Consider the following 16,111-nt stretch of genomic DNA (forward strand, 5'->3'; position numbering starts at 1 on the left):
GGTAAAAAAAGGATAGCCATCGCTCGTTGTGTTGGTCAAAAAGTTATTCTGAAAAACTAAATAAAAAATCCTTTGTTTTGACCTTGTTAGGGTGCGAAATGTGAGAGGCAAACGACTTCTTCGTTGGTAAACGGGTGGCGGAATGTCAGTTTAACAGCATGGAGCGCATGGCGATGGAACGATGGCTGGCCGCCATACAGCACATCGCCGACAAGCGGGTGGCCAATATGCGCCAAATGGACGCGAATTTGGTGCGTCCGCCCGGTGTCGAGGCTCAGTTCAACGAGCGAGGTCGACGGGAACGTTTCGAGCACGCGATAGTGGGTCACCGCCACGGCTCCGGTTTTTGAGACGCGCCGGCGCGTCGGATGATGGCGGTCGCGGCCGATTGGGGCGGAAATGGTCCCCGATGTTGGCGACAAATGGCCGTGAACAAGGGCGACGTACGTCCGCTTAATGGCGCGGCGGGCGAGCAGCCGATCGAGCGTCGCTCCGGCAAGCGGATGTTTGGCAAATAAAATCGCTCCGGAAGTGTCGCGGTCAAGCCGATGGATATGGCGGACTTTGGTCAAGATTCCTTGCGATTGCAAATAAAAAGCAACAGCGTTGGCGAGCGTGCCTGTCTGTCCCGGTTCCGATGGATGAACGTCTAGGCCGGCTTCCTTGTTCAAGACGAGCAAATGGTCGTCCTCCCATAACACGGAAAGCTCCCGGTATTCTGGAATGAGAAGAGACGGCTCCGGTTCGTAGGCGTAAAGCTGCAGGCGGTCGCGCTCTTTCAGTTCCGTCCGCCATGAAACCGTTTGGCCGTTCAGTTTGACTCCCTGTTCCATTCGCCACCGATGGGCGAGTTTTTTCGAGGCAGCCCACACCTCTTTCAGCAACTGTTCAATGGTCAACCCGCTCCAGAAACGCGGGATCATGCATTCGAGCCAGTCCCCTTTTCGTTTCCACAAACGTTGTCGCACCTCCCAGTTCCCTGTAGTCGTGGAAACACTTTCTACCTCAATCCCCACAGCGAATATGATACACTCATAGTATCCGTCTGAACGATGGAAAACGCAAGCATGGCGGCGAGAAAAGGTGGGATAAACGTTGAAAATGATGTATGCGGTAACTCCAGAGCAAGAAAACTACATGCATTATTTGCTCAACTACTTTTACAGTGGGATTTTCCCTTATTACTTTGATGACGAGCAAATCCGGCAATTCGAGGAATGGGGCATTCTTTCGCTGGACCACGAGCGTGTTACATACAACGGGACGATGAAGGAAGCGTTCCACATCATCTCGGCATTGCAGTCGCTCATTACGGTGATCGAGTGGATCGGGGAGCGAGGGGAATGTGAGCCGTATGAATGGTTGTTTGTCCGCAATCAAACCATTTTGGCCCGTTATGGCATTACTTTCCCTTTTCAAGCGAACCAATTCGCCAAAAAGCGCGCGTTCCCGTGCAGCCAGTACGTTCCTGCGGCCAGCGAGTGGGTGATGTGAACGGACAAGGAGCTTAGCCGAAAGGCGCAGCTCCTCTTTATTTTGACCGGGAGATGGAGGAGAAAAACTCACGGAACGTTTGCTCTTCATGGTACCCTTCGATTCGCTTCGTCTCTTTGCCGCCCTCGTAGTGGACGATCGTCGGGGTCGCTTCAATGCGGTAGTCGTCCCAACCTTCTTCGAATTCAAGCAAGTTGAACAGTTGTAAATCGATGCCGAGCTGTTTGGACAACGGCACGACAATGGGAGTCGTCCGCTGGCAATGCTGGCATAACGGACTGTAAAAGTAGACGGTCAGCGGCTTGCCCTCGGCCAACTCCCGTTTGAGCTCAGCGGGCAAAATGATGTTGCGGTAGTTTGGATCATCAAGCTGATCGACGGTGGCCGGATGCAAACGGCTTTTATGGAATGGATTTCCTTTTGCTTCTTCTTTTTGCTCAAGCTTTGTCATCCAAGCAATAACAGCAAACAAAACAGCGACCAACCCACCCCAGATCACCAGTTTTTTCAAACGTTGTTCCTCCTTTTTTGCTGGCGCATCACGGCAACGCTTAGCAATGCGATGATCAAAAAAGCGGTAAGGGCCAGAAACGGGATGGTAATGAAACCTAGCCAGTTCATGTATTGCCCTGTGCACGGGATGCGGCCGCATTGGATGGCGTAATGCTGAAAAACAGGTATTTTTTGTAAAGCGTAATGATAGAGCGAAATCAAGCCGCCGATCACCGATAACGCCAAACTGTAACGGGCAGTGGAAAACTCCTTGCGGACGATGGCGATCCCTAAAATGATGACTTGCGGATACATGAATATGCGCTGAAACCAGCATAAGTCGCACGGAACAAAGCCGAGCACTTCGGAAAAATACAAACTCCCTAGCGTGGCAACCAGCGCTGTCACCCAAGCGGCCAGCAGCAAGTTTTCCGCGCGTGTCTCCTTTTTCAATCCCGTTCACCTTCTTTCGTTCGCGCGCAAGAAATGCGGTTCACCTTTTCCTTTGCGATTGCGGCTCAGCTTCATTATAATCGACCGAAATCGACGCGTCCATCAACAAGAAAGGGGAGAACGGCATTATTTTCTACCTATATCGTTCGGGCAAACGAGCCAAACTAATCGGTGAAAGGGGAGGATCACATTGACGAACAACAGCGGAACGAAAGTGCAAGACATTATGACGAAAAACGTCGCGACCATTTCACCGAATCAAACGGTGCAAGAAGCAGCGCAAATCATGAGCCAAAAAAATATCGGCGCGCTTCCGGTTGTGGAAAACGGGCAAGTGAAAGGGATGATCACCGACCGCGATATTACGCTGCGCGTATCGTCCCAAGGGAAAAACCCGGCGACCGTCAAAGTCGCTGAGGTGATGACGAATCAAGTCGTCACCGGCACGCCGAACATGAGCGTTCAAGATGCCGCTAACGTCATGGCGCAGCATCAAGTTCGTCGCTTGCCAATCGTTGAAAACAACCAGCTTCAAGGCATCGTTGCTTTAGGGGACATCGCGACGAACAGCGCTTCGAATGAAGCGGCGGAACAAGCGTTGACCAACATTTCTGAGCCGTCGCAGCCGCAAGGATAACGGAAGAAAAAGGATGCCTTTATTTTCGAGGCATCCTTTTCCTTTTGGCAGGTATATTGTATGATGAGAACGAATACATAAACAGGAGAAAGAAAAACGGGAGGTAAAATGGATGGGGTGGAGACAAAAATACGAACAATGGCTCCGCGAACCGCAGCTGCATCCGGAATTGCGGCAACGCCTAGAGCAGCGTCGCGACGATGAACGGTGGCTCGAAGATTGCTTTTACAAAAATCTCGAGTTTGGCACCGGCGGCATGCGCGGGGAACTTGGCCCCGGAACGAATCGCATGAACATCTATACGGTCCGGAAAGCGTCGGAAGGATTGGCCCGATACATACAATCGTTTGGCGATGAAGCGAAGCGGCGCGGTGTCGTGATCGCTTATGATTCGCGGCATCAATCACCGGAATTCGCGATGGAGGCGGCGAAAACGTTGGCCACAAACGGCATTCAAGCGTATGTGTTTGACGAATTGCGCCCGACCCCAGAGCTGTCGTTTGCCGTTCGGCACTTGCGGGCGTTTGCCGGCATCGTCATCACCGCGAGCCATAATCCGCCGGAATACAACGGCTATAAAGTGTACGGCGAAGACGGCGGACAACTGCCGCCCGCTGTCGCCGACGAGGTCATTCGTTATGTCAATGAAGTCGAGAATGAGCTCGCTGTTTGTGTTGAGGATGAGGAAGTATTAAAGCAAAAAGGACTGATTCGGATCATCGGCAAAGAAATCGATGACGCGTACATTGACGCCGTCAAAACGATTTCGCTGCATCCGGAGCTGGCCAAGGAAACAAAGATGACGATCGTGTTTACGCCCCTTCACGGCACGGCAAACAAGCCGGTGCGTCGCGCGCTCGCCGAGCTCGGTTACCAAAACGTCTTTGTCGTCAAGGAACAAGAACAGCCGGATCCGAACTTTTCAACCGTCGCTTCGCCCAATCCGGAAGAGCATGCAGCGTTTGCCATGGCGATCGAGCTTGGCGAACAAGTGAACGCCGATCTGCTCATCGCCACCGATCCGGACGCGGATCGGCTCGGTATTGCGGTAAAAAATGGGGAAGGGGAGTACATCGTCTTAACCGGCAACCAAACGGGCGCGCTGCTGCTTCATTATTTGCTGTCGCAGCGCAAAGAAAAGGGATTGCTTCCACCCAATGGGGTCGTCTTAAAGACGATTGTCACGTCCGAGTTTGGGCGGGCGATCGCCGCCTCGTTCGGTTTGGAGACGGTCGATACGCTGACCGGGTTCAAATTCATCGGGGAAAAAATCAAGGAATACGAACAGACGGGACAGTATGTGTTCCAGTTCGGGTATGAAGAAAGCTACGGGTATTTGATCAGCGACTTCGTTCGCGATAAAGATGCTGTGCAGGCGGCTGTTCTGGCGGCGGAAGTGTGCGCCTTTTACAAGCAGCAAGGGCTGTCGTTGTATGAAGGGCTTCTTCAATTGTTTGCCAAATACGGCTACTATCGTGAAGGGCAACAATCGCTCACGTTAAAGGGGAAAGAAGGAGCGGAGGCGATCGCCGCGATTTTGGCTTCGTTCCGGCAGCAGCCGCCGGTGGAGGTCGCGGGGAAAAAGGTGACGGTGATCGAGGATTACAAAACAAGGGAGCGGACGAACACAGTCACCGGAGAGAAAACGGCGCTCACCCTCCCGGCTTCGAACGTGTTGAAATACGTATTGGAGGATGGCTCGTGGTTTTGTTTGCGTCCGTCAGGGACGGAACCGAAAATGAAAGCGTACTTTGGCGTGAAAGGGACATCGCTCCAAGACAGCGAGGAGAAGTTGGCCGCGCTGACGGGTGCCGTCATGCGGCGAGTGCACGACGTCTTGCGCGCGGTGTCGCCTTCTTACGCTCCGTAACGGGCAGACAAACAGCGGCGGGGGAATTGGACGAAAAACCAATTCCCCGCTTGCTTTAGGAGTAAAAATGGGCGTACGCTTCCGTCCCCATTTGTTGTTCACTGACTTCAAGAGCATGATCGATGTAGCGCAACAGAGCGTGGAGCCGCTCTTGAATGATCGAGTAATCATGCTCGAAATTATAAGCATGAAGGAACTTTTCGATTTTTTTGGATAGCATATCATCGGGCGTGCGCACCATTAAAATCAGCAAGTTATCCCATTCCGAGCGATGCGTGTAATAGAGCGCCTTATCGTAGTCGACGGTGTTCAAGCGGCATGCCTCCTTTGTTGGGAAGGAGTCATTGTTAGTGTATGACGTCCTCCGTTTTTGTTGCCCTGTAAATGTTGTGACAGAAGGCAAAATATAAATTATACCCGAAACGGAGGAGAAAAAAGAAAAGAAAATATTGCAATTTTGTGACAAGAATAGTATCCTCTAAGTAAGGGGATGATGAGAATGAATCAACGACATGAAGGACAACAAATGACCAACATGTGCAAATGGATGGCGTCCGTCGGCTTAACGGTCGGAACAGCGCTTTTTTTGCTCAGTTTTATCGCAAGCGCTTACAACAAAGACTTTTTCCTTACCATTGTCAGCCTTGGAATTATCGGCGCTTCGATGGTGATGTTCGGGTTCGGCTTGTTCATGGGCCTGCTCATGGAAACGTATCGCCGCGATTCGACCGAACACGTATAGCAGGAGCCGAAAAACGAAAAACACCGGCGTTCAGTCCGGTGTTTTTCGTTTTTGCTGCGTCCGCCACCAGAAGAGGGCGAAGCTGAAAGCGATCACGAAGGCGAGAAGAAAAAACGGGCGATAGGCGTGGAGGTATTGTTTGACGGCCGTCCAGCGGCTTTCAAAATAAGCGCCGATCGTCAAAAAAACCGCCACCCACACCATGGCTCCGCTGTAGGCAAATAGGGCAAACTTTCGCCATTGGTAGGCGTTCGTCCCGGCCCAAAAAGCGGCGAGATGCCGAACGCCGGGGATGAAATAGCAAATGAACAGGACAGTTGACCGAGTTTCACAAACAGCGCTTTCGTTTGCTCGAGCCGTTTTTCCGTCACGTGGAGTTTAGGACCAAATCGGTGTAAAAACGGCAACCCAAACGCAATTCCGAGCGTGTAGCTGAGCGAGATGCCTATAACGGCGCCAAGCCAGCAAAAAAGGAAAGCGAGCGGATAGGAAAACGAACCGGTCGATACGCGGTAGCCGGCATAGGTCAGCAGCAATTCATCAGGAATCGGCAGCCCGACGATGCCAAGCATGAGCGCGATCATAATGCCGATATAGCCGAAATGGTCGACGAGATGGTGCAAATAATGTTGCAAATAACCACCACGCTTTGCCGCGATTTCTTGTATATGACCATTATAAGCCAACGGTCCACAAATGAAAATGGGGCGCTGCGCGTTCATGCCAAACGATCGAACGTATCAAACCGCCGTTTCCCTCATACATTGTGGTAAGAAGAAAAGGGGGGATTCGATGCGGCAGGACGAGCTGAAAGAGCTGGAGCGGGCCATTGCGGAGATTACGGAAATTGCCGAAGGATTTGGCCTTGATTTTTATCCGATGCGCTATGAAATTTGCCCGGCGGACATTATTTACACGTTTGGCGCCTACGGGATGCCGACGCGATTTTCCCATTGGAGCTTTGGCAAACAGTTTTACAAAATGAAACTGCATTACGACTTAGGGTTAAGCAAAATTTACGAACTCGTCATCAACTCGGACCCTTGCTACGCGTTTTTGCTTGATACGAATACGCTGATCCAAAACAAACTGATCGTCGCCCATGTGTTGGCGCACAGCGACTTTTTCAAAAACAACGTCCGCTTCAGCAACACAAAGCGCGATATGGTGGAAAGCATGGCGGCGACAGCGGAGCGAATTAAGCGCTATGAACATCAATATGGAAAACTGGAAGTGGAGAAATTTTTAGACGCCGTCTTGGCGATTCAAGAGCATATTGATCCCTCGCTCCTGCGGCCGAAGCTGTCATGGACGTGGGAAGATACGGAAGTGTATGAAGAAGAAGAGGAGGCGAAAGCGCCAACGCCGTATGACGATCTCTGGTCGCTTGATGAACGAAACAAGCCAAAAGCGCCGCCGCGAAAAAAACGGCGCAAATTTCCGCCGCAGCCGGAAAAAGACGTGCTGTTGTTCATTGAAGAATACAGCCGTGAGCTTGAGGACTGGCAGCGCGATATTTTGACGATGATGCGTGAGGAAATGCTTTATTTTTGGCCCCAACTCGAGACGAAAATCATGAACGAAGGCTGGGCGACGTATTGGCATCAGCGCATTTTGCGCGAGATGGACTTGACGAGCGATGAAGCGATTGAATTTGCGAAGCTGAACGCCAACGTCGTGCAGCCGTCGCGCACCGGCATTAACCCGTACTATTTAGGGTTGAAAATTTTCGAAGACATTGAAGAGCGTTGGAACAACCCGACCGAGGAGATGAAAAAATACGGTGTCAAGCCCGGATCGGGGCGGGCGAAAATTTTTGAAGTGCGCGAACTGGAGTCGGACATTTCGTTTCTGCGCAACTATTTGACGAAAGAGCTCGTCATGCGCGAAGATATGTATTTGTTCCAGAAACAAGGAAAAGAATATAAAATCGTCGACAAAAACTGGGAGCATATCCGCGATCAACTCGTCAGCATGCGAGTCAACGGCGGATTCCCGTATATCACGGTCAATGACGGCGATTATATGCGCAACGGCGAGTTGTATTTGAAGCATTGGTATGAAGGGATCGAACTCGATCTGAAGTATTTGGAAAAGGTGCTCCCGTACATTTATCAGTTGTGGGGCCGTCCGGTTCATATGGAGACGGTCGTTGAAGAAAAGCCGATATTGTTTACGTATGACGGGAAAACGGTGCATCGAAAATATTTGTGATGATGAAAGGCAGGGACATCCTGCTTTTTTGTTTGTCACGATGAATATGTGAAAAACGACACAAATTATTCAAAATTAGGTCGGACAGTACCGCTGATTTTATGAAATAATAAGAAGTAGATTATTTGTGAAATTTGTCACAAAGTATTCATTGATTATTTTTCCGGGGGATGCGTATGTGGGAACGACACGAAAAAACGCTTGTGTTCGTTAGCTTTGCTGTTGCGGCTGTTGTCTTGCTTTCCTTGATTGGCCGCTTGTTTTCATAAGGGGGGATGAATCGTGAATAGCTACGATCCGGTGCTGCTTAGCCGTATTTTGACGGGATTGACGCTGACGGTCCATATCATTTATGCCACGATCGGCGTCGGGATTCCACTGATGATCGCGATTGCCCAATGGGTTGGGATTCGCAAACGTGATATGCATTATATTTTGCTCGCTCGCCGCTGGACGCGCGGTTTTGTCATCACCGTAGCGGTTGGCGTGGTGACAGGGACAGCGATCGGCTTGCAGCTGTCGCTTTTATGGCCGAACTTTATGCAGCTGGCTGGCCAGGTGATCAGCTTGCCGCTGTTCATGGAGACGTTCGCCTTCTTTTTTGAAGCGATTTTCCTCGGTATTTATTTGTATACATGGGATCGGTTTGAAAATCAGAAAAAACATTTGCTTTTGCTTATCCCGGTGGCGATCGGCTCTTCGGCATCAGCGATGTTTATTACGATGGTGAATGCATTTATGAATACACCGCAAGGGTTTGAGGTGAAAAACGGCGAGCTTGTCAACATCGATCCGATCGCGGCGATGTTCAACCCAGCGATGCCGACGAAAGTCGCCCATGTGCTGGCGACGGCGTATATGACGTCAGCATTCGTGCTTGCTTCGATCGCGGCTTGGCATTTATGGAAAGGCAATCGTCACATTTATCATCGCAAGGCACTTCATTTAACGATGAAAACGGCGTTTATTTTTTCAGTAGCCAGTGCATTAGTTGGTGACTTATCGGGTAAATTTTTAGCCGAATACCAGCCAGAAAAGCTAGCGGCCGCCGAATGGCATTTTGAAACGGGCTCCCATGCACCGTTGATTCTGTTCGGCACGCTCGGAGAAGACGGGGAAGTGAAATATGCTTTAGAAATTCCATACGCCCTCAGTATTTTAGCCCATAACCATCCCGCTGCGGTTGTGACTGGATTAAATGATATTCCAGAAGATGAGCGTCCGCCGCTATACATTCATTACTTATTCAATGTGATGGTCACGATCGGGGTGTTTTTAATGGTGGTCGCAGCCGCGTATTGGCTCGGATCGATTTTCCGCTGGAAATGGACGGCGAAAAAGTGGTTTTTTGGACTCTTGGTGGCGGGAGGGCCGCTGGCGATGGTTGCGATTGAGGCGGGATGGTACTTAGCGGAAGTCGGGCGGCAGCCGTGGATTTTGCGCGGCTATATGAAAACGGCGGAAGGAGCGACATCGTCTGCGCATGTTGATACGATGCTTGTGTTGTTTTGCCTTTTGTATATGGTGTTAGTAATTGCAAGCGCAACAGTGCTCGTCCGTATGTTCCGCCGCAACCCGGTTGAACGGGAGCTGGCAGAGCGGGCCAATAACGGGGAGGTGGCGCCATGACGCTCGAAGTCATAGGCATCTCGGTGTTATGGCTGTTTTTGTTCGGATACATTATCGTTGCTTCGATTGATTTCGGGGCCGGGTTTTTCAGCGCCTATAGCCATTGGGCAAACAAACAGCATATTTTGCACCGCATCATTCAGCGCTATCTTTCCCCTGTATGGGAAGTGACGAACGTCTTTCTTGTCTTTTTCTTTGTCGGCATGGTCGGCTTTTTTCCGAAAACGGCGTATTATTATGGTTCTATTTTGCTTGTCCCGGCGAGCATCTCGATCATTTTGTTAGCTATTCGTGGCTCGTACTACGCGTTTCATACGTATGGGGGGACGGAACGGAACTGGTATTTAATCGCTTATGGATTGACAGGGTTGTTTATTCCGGCCTCGCTGTCCATTGTGTTGACGATTTCCGAAGGCGGGTTTGTAGAGGCAGGCGCCTCAGGCGTTGCGCTTGATTATGGGAAGCTGTTTGCAAGCCCGTTGTCATGGAGCATTGTGCTGTTAAGTGTGACGAGCGTTCTTTACATTTCTGCCGTTTTCTTAACGTATTATGCGGACGCGGCCAAGGATGAACGGGCGCGGGCGCTGTTGCGCCGCTACGCTCTTCTTTGGAGCGGGCCGACGATGTTGTCAGCGCTGCTCATTATTTATCAGCTCCGCTACCATAATCCCGAGCATTACGCCAACCTATGGAACGTGGCATGGATGCTGGCTGTCTCTTTTTTGTTTTTTGTCGCCACCGTTTGGCTGCTTTGGCGGCAACGGCGGTTCGGCTGGGCATTTATTGCGCTTTTGTTTCAATATGCGTTCGCCTTTTATGCCTATGGCATTTCACATTATCCGTATTTGTTATACCCGTATTTGACCATTTATGACGGGTTTACGAATGAGACGATGGCTATGGCGTTGATCGTTGCGTTTATTGCCGGCCTCCTGTTATTAATTCCGTCACTTTATTTGCTTATGCGCCTTTTCTTGTTTAACAAGTCGTACGTGAAAGGAAAATGGGAAGGAGGGAAAGGATGATGCAAACATTTTTGATCATGTATGCGCCGATGATCATCGTCGCTCTGTCGATCATCGCCGCGTTTTGGGCTGGTTTGAAAGATGGGCACGTAAACGAGTAAATACCATTTTTTCGTTCATGCATAGTTTGCCGCCGATCGCCCACACTAGCGGATGACAAGACATCAAGAAAGGATGGGCGATCATGAAAGAAGTATTGCAGCGTGTAAAAGAGCAGCTGGAACAATCGTTTCACGAACCGCACTCGGCGAGTCTTGATGGGGCGATTCATGAGCTTGAACAAGTAAAAGCGAGCGCCGGGGACAAGCGGCAAATGATCGAAGACGTCATCCGCGCGGTGACTCACGCGCGCAATGCGCGAATGGAGCTGGCCGAGGCGGGAGATGAATCGGCGACAAACGCCTTCGCTGAGGCCTATCGGGCGCTCGACCAAGCGATTGAGTCGTACAGCGATGTGGATAACGATCCGGTATAAGGCAGGTGGGCATGTCCCGTCTGCTTTCTTGCTGTGCGGGCGGCACGATGGTCAAATCAGTGGCCGGTTGGCCGCAAACATGGTACAATAACAGGCGGAAAAACGAAGAAACAGGTTTTCTAGGGTTCCGCGGCTGCTTTGCGGCTGGCCTGCGACCGAGAGAAAACGCGCGACATTCTCGCGTACACGGAGGGACAAAAGCCCGGGAGGAGTATCATTTTGATATTTCTCACGGCTTTTTTCTTTTTTGAAAGGAGGAATGAAACATGGCGTGGATATACTTAGTTGTCGCCGGCGTATTTGAAGTTGTCTGGGCCATTGCGCTGAAATATACGGAGGGATTCACTCGCCTTTGGCCTTCTGTCGTCACCGTTTTGGGGATGGCCGCCAGTTTTTACTTTTTATCGATGGCCACTAAAACATTGCCGATCGGCACCGCCTACGCGGTATGGACAGGAATCGGGGCGCTTGGGGCGGTCGTCATTGGCATGATGTTTTTAAACGAACCCGTCAACGCGCCGAGGATCCTCTTTTTATTATTGATTCTCATCGGGATTATAGGGCTGAAATTCACCGCTGGGCCGTAGCGCGAAAAACGGGGGCAGCAAACGCACATCGCCATGTTGGCGCTTGGTCGGTGTGGAAACATCGCCTTTTTGTGTGATGTTTCGGCACAAATGGATTGACAGGTCGTATCAATATTGAATATGATAAAGTTGAACAAAGCGATATCGTTTTGTTAAAGGGGAGTAGCTTTAACAGCAAAGTCGTCAGTTCAGGGCGCAGTTCTCGCCCTCGGCTTTGTTGGCAACGGTGACGTTGTTAGCGAGACCTTTACCTGCTGCGGTAAAGGTCATTGTTTGCTTAAAGACCTTTACCAAGTATGGCAAAGGTCTTTTCTTATTTTTATGAAACGGAAGGGGGAAGCTAATCGTAAAGGAAGATGGGCTCGATTCTTAATGGGATAAACGATGATGAACGGAGGGAGATGACGTGCGCAAGTGGTGGAAACGACTTCGCTTCATCGTAAACGTCCGACGCTTTCTTCCGTTTTTGCTTGAATTTTTCGTCTCCGGCGATGTGCCGATGCGAAAAAAAGCATTCGCGGTTGGGTTATTGCTGCTGTATATGGCGCTGCCGTTTGATCTTATTCCTGATTTTCTGGCGTTATTTGGTTTTATCGATGATTTGGCCGTTTTCATGTTTATTTTGCAGCAAGTCGTTAAGATGGCTCCAGTTTCATTAAAAGAAAAATATAACCTATAAAGGGGGATGATGGTGTGGATTTCTTTTCTCCAGAGTTTTGGACAGCGTTGCTTTCCATTATCATTATTGACCTTGTCTTGGCGGGGGATAATGCGATTGTCATCGGGCTCGCGGCCCGCAACTTGCCAAAGCATCAGCAAAAAAAGGCCATCATTTGGGGAACGGTTGGCGCTGTTGCTGTTCGGGCGTTGGCAACGATTTTCGTTGTATGGCTTCTTAAAATTCCAGGTCTCTTGCTTGTTGGCGGTCTCTTGCTTGTCTGGATCGCTTACAAGCTACTCGTTGAGGAAAAGGGGCACGATGATATTGAGGCCGGGGGAAGTTTATGGGAAGCGATGCGCACGATTATTATTGCCGATGCGTTGATGGGGCTTGACAACGTGTTGGCGGTCGCCGGTGCCGCGCATGGAAGTTTTCTCCTTGTTGTCCTTGGGCTGCTCATTTCTGTTCCGATCATGGTATGGGGCAGCACGCTCATTTTAAAATGGATTGAACGCTTCCCGATCATTATCACGATCGGCGCTGGCGTTCTCGCTTGGACAGCATCAAAAATGATCGTCGGCGAGCCGTTTTTGAAAGAGTACTTTGCCAACCCTGTGATCAAATACGGATTTGAACTGCTTGTTGTGGCCGCTGTCATCACGGTTGGAACGCTGAAAAAAAGGAAAGCCGCCAAAGAACCGCAGCCGAAAGCCGCCAACGAATGATTGGCGGCTTTTTTTGATGGGTGGTTATGGAGCAGACGGCCGCCTCCATTTCAGCAGAACGACTTGCAGCAATCGTCCAACGGCCCATCCAGGAATGACCGATAAAATGGGCAGCCAAATCGGCCCAAAAAAGACGCCCGCAACTTTGACATCGAATGAATACATTAAACCGACCGTCACAGAGTAAGCGGAGAAAACAAACGGCAAAAACGAATACGGTGTTTGGCCGCCGCCGGCATCCTTAAACGCGTCCCATATGGCAAAAAAGTACAAACAAGGATAAAACATGAGCCAGCCGATATCCACCATGGCCGCCGCTTCATCGGTGCGCCCTAAAAAGCTGAGGCGAATGGCTTCGTTAAACCGCGATTGCGTGTTAATGAGCAGCTCTAAAAAAATCAAGGCGATTCCTTTGACATACTTTTTGTTTAACAGCTGCCCGAAACCGGGCAAGGCGATGCTCCATAACAATGCTTCGATGGCTTTCACTTTCTCGACCCTTTGCTAAAATAATGTTTTGTGACCGCTGCTCTGGTTGTTGCGCGATGAAGCAAGAGCAAAAAGAAGTGAGTGGGAGCATAAGATTCAGCCCAGCGGCGCGCAATTACATTTTTCGCTTTCCTCTTCGATTTTATGCTTTTTTGCAATAGCTAAATGGATAAGTTTTACTATAAAACCAAACACGCCATATGTATAAGAAAAAAACTTCTTTTGATTTTTCGCAATATAATTAATATAATTGTAATCGAAAGAATCTGGATTATCGCTAAAGGAGGAAAGCGTGTGAAGGGGCTAAAATCGATCTTGTTATGGGGCCTGATCTCGGTTCTAGGAGCCGCAGGGTTCGCCATTTTGGCTTTAAGCCGCGGCGAGTCGGTCAACGCCATGTGGTTGATCGTCGCTGCCGTCTGCACGTATGCGGTCGCCTATCGCTTCTACAGCCGGTTTATCGCCCGCAACGTATTTGGTCTTGATGATAACCGGAAAACGCCGGCGGAAGTGTTCAATGACGGAAAAGACTATGTTCCGACAAACAAATGGGTGTTGTTCGGGCATCACTTCGCCGCCATCGCTGGCGCTGGACCGCTTGTCGGGCCGATTTTGGCCGCGCAGATGGGGTATTTGCCGGGGACGCTTTGGATTGTGATCGGCGTTGTGCTCGGCGGAGCGGTGCAAGACTTTGTGATTTTGTTTGCTTCGATGCGCCGCAACGGGAAGTCGCTTGGCGAGATGATTAAAGAGGAAATGGGGCCGGTGACGGGCTTTATCGCAGCGCTCGGTATTTTGGGCATTATGATTATTTTATTGGCGGTGTTGGCGCTCGTCGTTGTGAAAGCGCTTGTCGGAAGCCCGTGGGGGATGTTTACGATCGCCGCGACGATCCCGATTGCGATTTTGATGGGCATTTATATGCGCTTCATCCGTCCAGGGCGCGTTGCTGAAGCGTCGCTTGGAGGATTTGTGCTGTTGATTTTGTCGATCGTGGTCGGGCAATATGTCGCGGAGCACCCGACGCTCTCGGCGATGTTTACGCTAAAAGGGGAAACGATCGCCATCTTAATGATCATTTATGGCTTTGTCGCTTCGGCTTTGCCGGTGTGGCTCTTGTTGGCGCCGCGCGATTATTTGAGCACGTTTTTGAAAATTGGCACGATCGTTGGCCTTGCGCTTGGCATTTTCGTTGTCACGCCTGACTTGCAAATGCCGGCGGTGACGAAATTTATCGATGGCACTGGTCCGGTGTTTGCCGGCAATCTGTTCCCGTTCTTGTTCATTACGATCGCTTGCGGCGCGGTGTCTGGATTCCACGCGCTCGTGTCATCCGGCACAACGCCGAAGATGATTGAGCGTGAAAGCCATGCGCGCCCGATCGGCTACGGCGCGATGCTGATGGAGTCGTTCGTCGCGGTGATGGCGATGGTGGCGGCTTGCGTCTTGACGCCGGGAGCCTATTTTGCCATCAACAGCCCGGCGGCTGTCATCGGCACGGATGTTGTCCAAGCAGCAAAAGTCGTGTCATCGTGGGGATTTACGATCACCCCCGATATGCTGACGGAGCTGGCGAAAGACGTCGGCGAGCAAACGGTGTTATCGCGTACGGGCGGGGCGCCGACGTTGGCGATCGGGATGGCGGTCATTTTATCAAGCGCCATCGGCGGCAAGGCGCTCATGGCGTTCTGGTACCACTTTGCCATCTTGTTCGAAGCGCTGTTCATCTTGACGACTATTGACGCTGGCACGCGCGTCGGTCGTTTTATGATCCAAGATATTATGGGGACGTTCTACAAACCGCTCGGCAAAACGGATTCGCTCGTCTCGAACTTGATCGCCACGACCCTTTGCGTACTGGCGTGGGGCTACTTTTTGTATCAAGGCGTCATCGACCCACTCGGCGGCATCAACACGCTCTGGCCGCTGTTTGGCATCGCCAACCAAATGTTGGCCGGCATCGCTTTGCTGTTTGCTACGACGGTGCTGTTTAAAATGGGGAAAAAAGCGTATGTCTGGGTGACGCTCGTGCCAACGACGTGGTTGCTTGTCGTCACGCTGACGGCCGGGTATCAAAAACTGTTCCATGAAAATGTCAAAATTGGTTTCTTGTCGCATGCGAAACTGTTCCAAGACAGCTTGAGCCAAGGCAAAATTTTAGCGCCGGCAACGAATGAGGCGCAAATGCGGCAAATTATTATGAACGACTACATTGATGCGACATTGTGCGCGATTTTCATGCTCGTTGTCATTGCTATGCTGATTTCCGCGCTCAATATTTGGATCAAGGTGCTGCAAAACAAACACGTGCCGCTCAAAGAAGCGCCGTACGTGCCGCGCGACGGAGAGGGAGCGAAGCACTATGCCTAAATGGCTGAAAAACGTTTTGGCTTATCGCCGCCAGTTTCTAGATTTGCTTGTCGGCGTGCCGAGCTATGAAAAATATGTCGAACATATGAAAACCCATCATCCTGGCGAGCCGATCAAGTCGCGGAAAGAGTTTTTCTGCGAGGCGCAAGAGGCGCGCTACAATGCCAAAGGCGGCAAAGTGTCGCGCTGCTGCTAGCGGCCTCGAAGGAAGAAGAGGCACGTCCTCTTCTTCCTTTTTTCTTCTTGCC

General features: G+C 50.7%; 19 protein-coding genes, 1 pseudogene and 1 riboswitch. Of the genes and pseudogenes, 14 read left to right on the forward strand and 6 right to left on the reverse strand.

Annotated elements, in window-relative coordinates:
- Nucleotides 1-86: 86 nt before the first annotated feature.
- Complete coding sequence (locus GC56T2_RS02985) at nucleotides 87-956, reverse strand: RluA family pseudouridine synthase (RefSeq protein WP_144976994.1); 870 nt, start codon at nucleotides 954-956, stop codon at nucleotides 87-89.
- Between the two features lie 139 nt (nucleotides 957-1,095).
- Here GC56T2_RS02985 and GC56T2_RS02990 point away from each other — a divergent pair, with 139 nt between their 5' ends.
- On the forward strand, nucleotides 1,096-1,494 hold the full coding sequence (locus GC56T2_RS02990) for a YhcU family protein (protein ID WP_144972934.1): 399 nt from the start codon (nucleotides 1,096-1,098) through the stop codon (nucleotides 1,492-1,494).
- 37 nt (nucleotides 1,495-1,531) lie between these two features.
- Here the strand turns inward: GC56T2_RS02990 and GC56T2_RS02995 are convergent, their stop codons facing one another.
- Nucleotides 1,532-2,005, reverse strand: coding sequence for a thioredoxin family protein (locus tag GC56T2_RS02995; RefSeq protein ID WP_144972936.1), 474 nt, complete (start codon nucleotides 2,003-2,005; stop codon nucleotides 1,532-1,534).
- Nucleotides 2,002-2,439 carry a disulfide formation protein C gene (locus tag GC56T2_RS03000; RefSeq protein WP_144972938.1) on the reverse strand — a complete coding sequence of 146 codons (438 nt, stop codon included), beginning with the start codon at nucleotides 2,437-2,439 and terminating at the stop codon, nucleotides 2,002-2,004. The genes GC56T2_RS02995 and GC56T2_RS03000 overlap by 4 nt, the downstream gene beginning before the upstream one ends.
- Before the next feature lie 190 nt (nucleotides 2,440-2,629).
- Here GC56T2_RS03000 and GC56T2_RS03005 point away from each other — a divergent pair, with 190 nt between their 5' ends.
- Nucleotides 2,630-3,076, forward strand: a complete 447-nt coding sequence (locus GC56T2_RS03005; protein ID WP_033018691.1) for a CBS domain-containing protein — start codon at nucleotides 2,630-2,632, stop codon at nucleotides 3,074-3,076.
- Nucleotides 3,077-3,188: 112 nt separating this feature from the next.
- Nucleotides 3,189-4,946: a phospho-sugar mutase gene (locus tag GC56T2_RS03010; RefSeq protein WP_144972940.1), complete on the forward strand. Its 1,758-nt coding sequence runs from the start codon at nucleotides 3,189-3,191 to the stop codon at nucleotides 4,944-4,946.
- A 55-nt stretch (nucleotides 4,947-5,001) separates the two neighbouring features.
- Here GC56T2_RS03010 and GC56T2_RS03015 read toward each other — a convergent pair whose 3' ends face one another.
- Complete coding sequence (locus tag GC56T2_RS03015; RefSeq protein WP_144972942.1) at nucleotides 5,002-5,259, reverse strand: YhdB family protein; 258 nt, start codon at nucleotides 5,257-5,259, stop codon at nucleotides 5,002-5,004.
- Between the two features lie 180 nt (nucleotides 5,260-5,439).
- Between GC56T2_RS03015 and GC56T2_RS03020 the strand changes: the two genes are divergently transcribed.
- Entirely contained in the window at nucleotides 5,440-5,688 is a 249-nt protein-coding gene (locus GC56T2_RS03020) for an MFS transporter (protein WP_144972944.1), read from the forward strand.
- Between the two features lie 30 nt (nucleotides 5,689-5,718).
- Here the strand turns inward: GC56T2_RS03020 and GC56T2_RS03025 are convergent.
- Nucleotides 5,719-6,323: pseudogene (locus GC56T2_RS03025) on the reverse strand (DedA family protein).
- Nucleotides 6,324-6,480: 157 nt separating this feature from the next.
- On the opposite strand from GC56T2_RS03025, the gene GC56T2_RS03030 reads away from it, so the two are divergent.
- The 8 genes from GC56T2_RS03030 to GC56T2_RS03060 all read left to right on the forward strand — a co-directional run bounded on the left by GC56T2_RS03030 (nucleotide 6,481) and on the right by GC56T2_RS03060 (nucleotide 13,004).
- A complete protein-coding gene (locus tag GC56T2_RS03030; RefSeq protein WP_144972946.1) occupies nucleotides 6,481-7,902 on the forward strand; it encodes a SpoVR family protein in 1,422 nt (473 codons plus the stop codon).
- Nucleotides 7,903-8,184: 282 nt separating this feature from the next.
- A complete protein-coding gene (locus GC56T2_RS03035; protein ID WP_144972948.1) occupies nucleotides 8,185-9,531 on the forward strand; it encodes a cytochrome ubiquinol oxidase subunit I in 1,347 nt (448 codons plus the stop codon).
- Nucleotides 9,528-10,556, forward strand: coding sequence for a cytochrome d ubiquinol oxidase subunit II (locus tag GC56T2_RS03040; protein ID WP_144972950.1), 1,029 nt, complete (start codon nucleotides 9,528-9,530; stop codon nucleotides 10,554-10,556). Before GC56T2_RS03035 ends, GC56T2_RS03040 begins: the two co-directional genes overlap by 4 nt.
- Nucleotides 10,556-10,657 carry a cytochrome bd oxidase small subunit CydS family protein gene (gene cydS / locus GC56T2_RS18430; protein ID WP_483299724.1) on the forward strand — a complete coding sequence of 34 codons (102 nt, stop codon included), beginning with the start codon at nucleotides 10,556-10,558 and terminating at the stop codon, nucleotides 10,655-10,657. Before GC56T2_RS03040 ends, cydS begins: the two co-directional genes overlap by 1 nt.
- 83 nt (nucleotides 10,658-10,740) lie before the next feature.
- Nucleotides 10,741-11,031, forward strand: coding sequence for a hypothetical protein (locus GC56T2_RS03045; RefSeq protein ID WP_144972952.1), 291 nt, complete (start codon nucleotides 10,741-10,743; stop codon nucleotides 11,029-11,031).
- Between the two features lie 108 nt (nucleotides 11,032-11,139).
- A riboswitch (guanidine-I (ykkC/yxkD leader) is annotated at nucleotides 11,140-11,242 on the forward strand.
- 55 nt (nucleotides 11,243-11,297) lie between these two features.
- The gene (gene sugE, locus GC56T2_RS03050) at nucleotides 11,298-11,618 is read left to right on the forward strand and encodes a quaternary ammonium compound efflux SMR transporter SugE (protein ID WP_144972954.1); all 321 of its coding nucleotides are present in this window, start codon (nucleotides 11,298-11,300) and stop codon (nucleotides 11,616-11,618) included.
- Nucleotides 11,619-12,024: 406 nt separating this feature from the next.
- A complete protein-coding gene (locus GC56T2_RS03055; protein ID WP_144972956.1) occupies nucleotides 12,025-12,297 on the forward strand; it encodes a YkvA family protein in 273 nt (90 codons plus the stop codon).
- Between the two features lie 14 nt (nucleotides 12,298-12,311).
- On the forward strand, nucleotides 12,312-13,004 hold the full coding sequence (locus tag GC56T2_RS03060) for a TerC family protein (protein WP_144972959.1): 693 nt from the start codon (nucleotides 12,312-12,314) through the stop codon (nucleotides 13,002-13,004).
- A gap of 24 nt (nucleotides 13,005-13,028) precedes the next feature.
- Here GC56T2_RS03060 and GC56T2_RS03065 read toward each other — a convergent pair whose 3' ends face one another.
- A complete protein-coding gene (locus GC56T2_RS03065; RefSeq protein WP_144972961.1) occupies nucleotides 13,029-13,493 on the reverse strand; it encodes a hypothetical protein in 465 nt (154 codons plus the stop codon).
- 294 nt (nucleotides 13,494-13,787) lie between these two features.
- Here GC56T2_RS03065 and GC56T2_RS03070 point away from each other — a divergent pair, with 294 nt between their 5' ends.
- A complete protein-coding gene (locus GC56T2_RS03070) occupies nucleotides 13,788-15,863 on the forward strand; it encodes a carbon starvation CstA family protein (protein WP_144972963.1) in 2,076 nt (691 codons plus the stop codon).
- Entirely contained in the window at nucleotides 15,856-16,059 is a 204-nt protein-coding gene (locus GC56T2_RS03075) for a YbdD/YjiX family protein (RefSeq protein WP_033018677.1), read from the forward strand. The genes GC56T2_RS03070 and GC56T2_RS03075 overlap by 8 nt, the downstream gene beginning before the upstream one ends.
- The last annotated feature ends 52 nt before the right edge of the window (nucleotides 16,060-16,111 follow it).

The sequence above is a fragment of the Geobacillus sp. C56-T2 genome (assembly GCF_007829715.1).
Lineage (GTDB): Bacteria > Bacillota > Bacilli > Bacillales > Anoxybacillaceae > Geobacillus > Geobacillus icigianus.

What these genes read in the sequence shown, in the direction of transcription:
- GC56T2_RS03010 (WP_144972940.1), top strand. Translation starts at nt 3,189, where the DNA reads ATGGGGTGGAGACAAAAATACGAACAATGGCTCCGCGAACCGCAGCTG.
- GC56T2_RS03020 (WP_144972944.1), top strand. Translation starts at nt 5,440, where the DNA reads ATGAGAATGAATCAACGACATGAAGGACAACAAATGACCAACATGTGC.
- GC56T2_RS03030 (WP_144972946.1), top strand. Translation starts at nt 6,481, where the DNA reads ATGCGGCAGGACGAGCTGAAAGAGCTGGAGCGGGCCATTGCGGAGATT.
- GC56T2_RS03040 (WP_144972950.1), top strand. Translation starts at nt 9,528, where the DNA reads ATGACGCTCGAAGTCATAGGCATCTCGGTGTTATGGCTGTTTTTGTTC.
- cydS (WP_483299724.1), top strand. Translation starts at nt 10,556, where the DNA reads ATGCAAACATTTTTGATCATGTATGCGCCGATGATCATCGTCGCTCTG.
- GC56T2_RS03045 (WP_144972952.1), top strand. Translation starts at nt 10,741, where the DNA reads ATGAAAGAAGTATTGCAGCGTGTAAAAGAGCAGCTGGAACAATCGTTT.
- sugE (WP_144972954.1), top strand. Translation starts at nt 11,298, where the DNA reads ATGGCGTGGATATACTTAGTTGTCGCCGGCGTATTTGAAGTTGTCTGG.
- GC56T2_RS03075 (WP_033018677.1), top strand. Translation starts at nt 15,856, where the DNA reads ATGCCTAAATGGCTGAAAAACGTTTTGGCTTATCGCCGCCAGTTTCTA.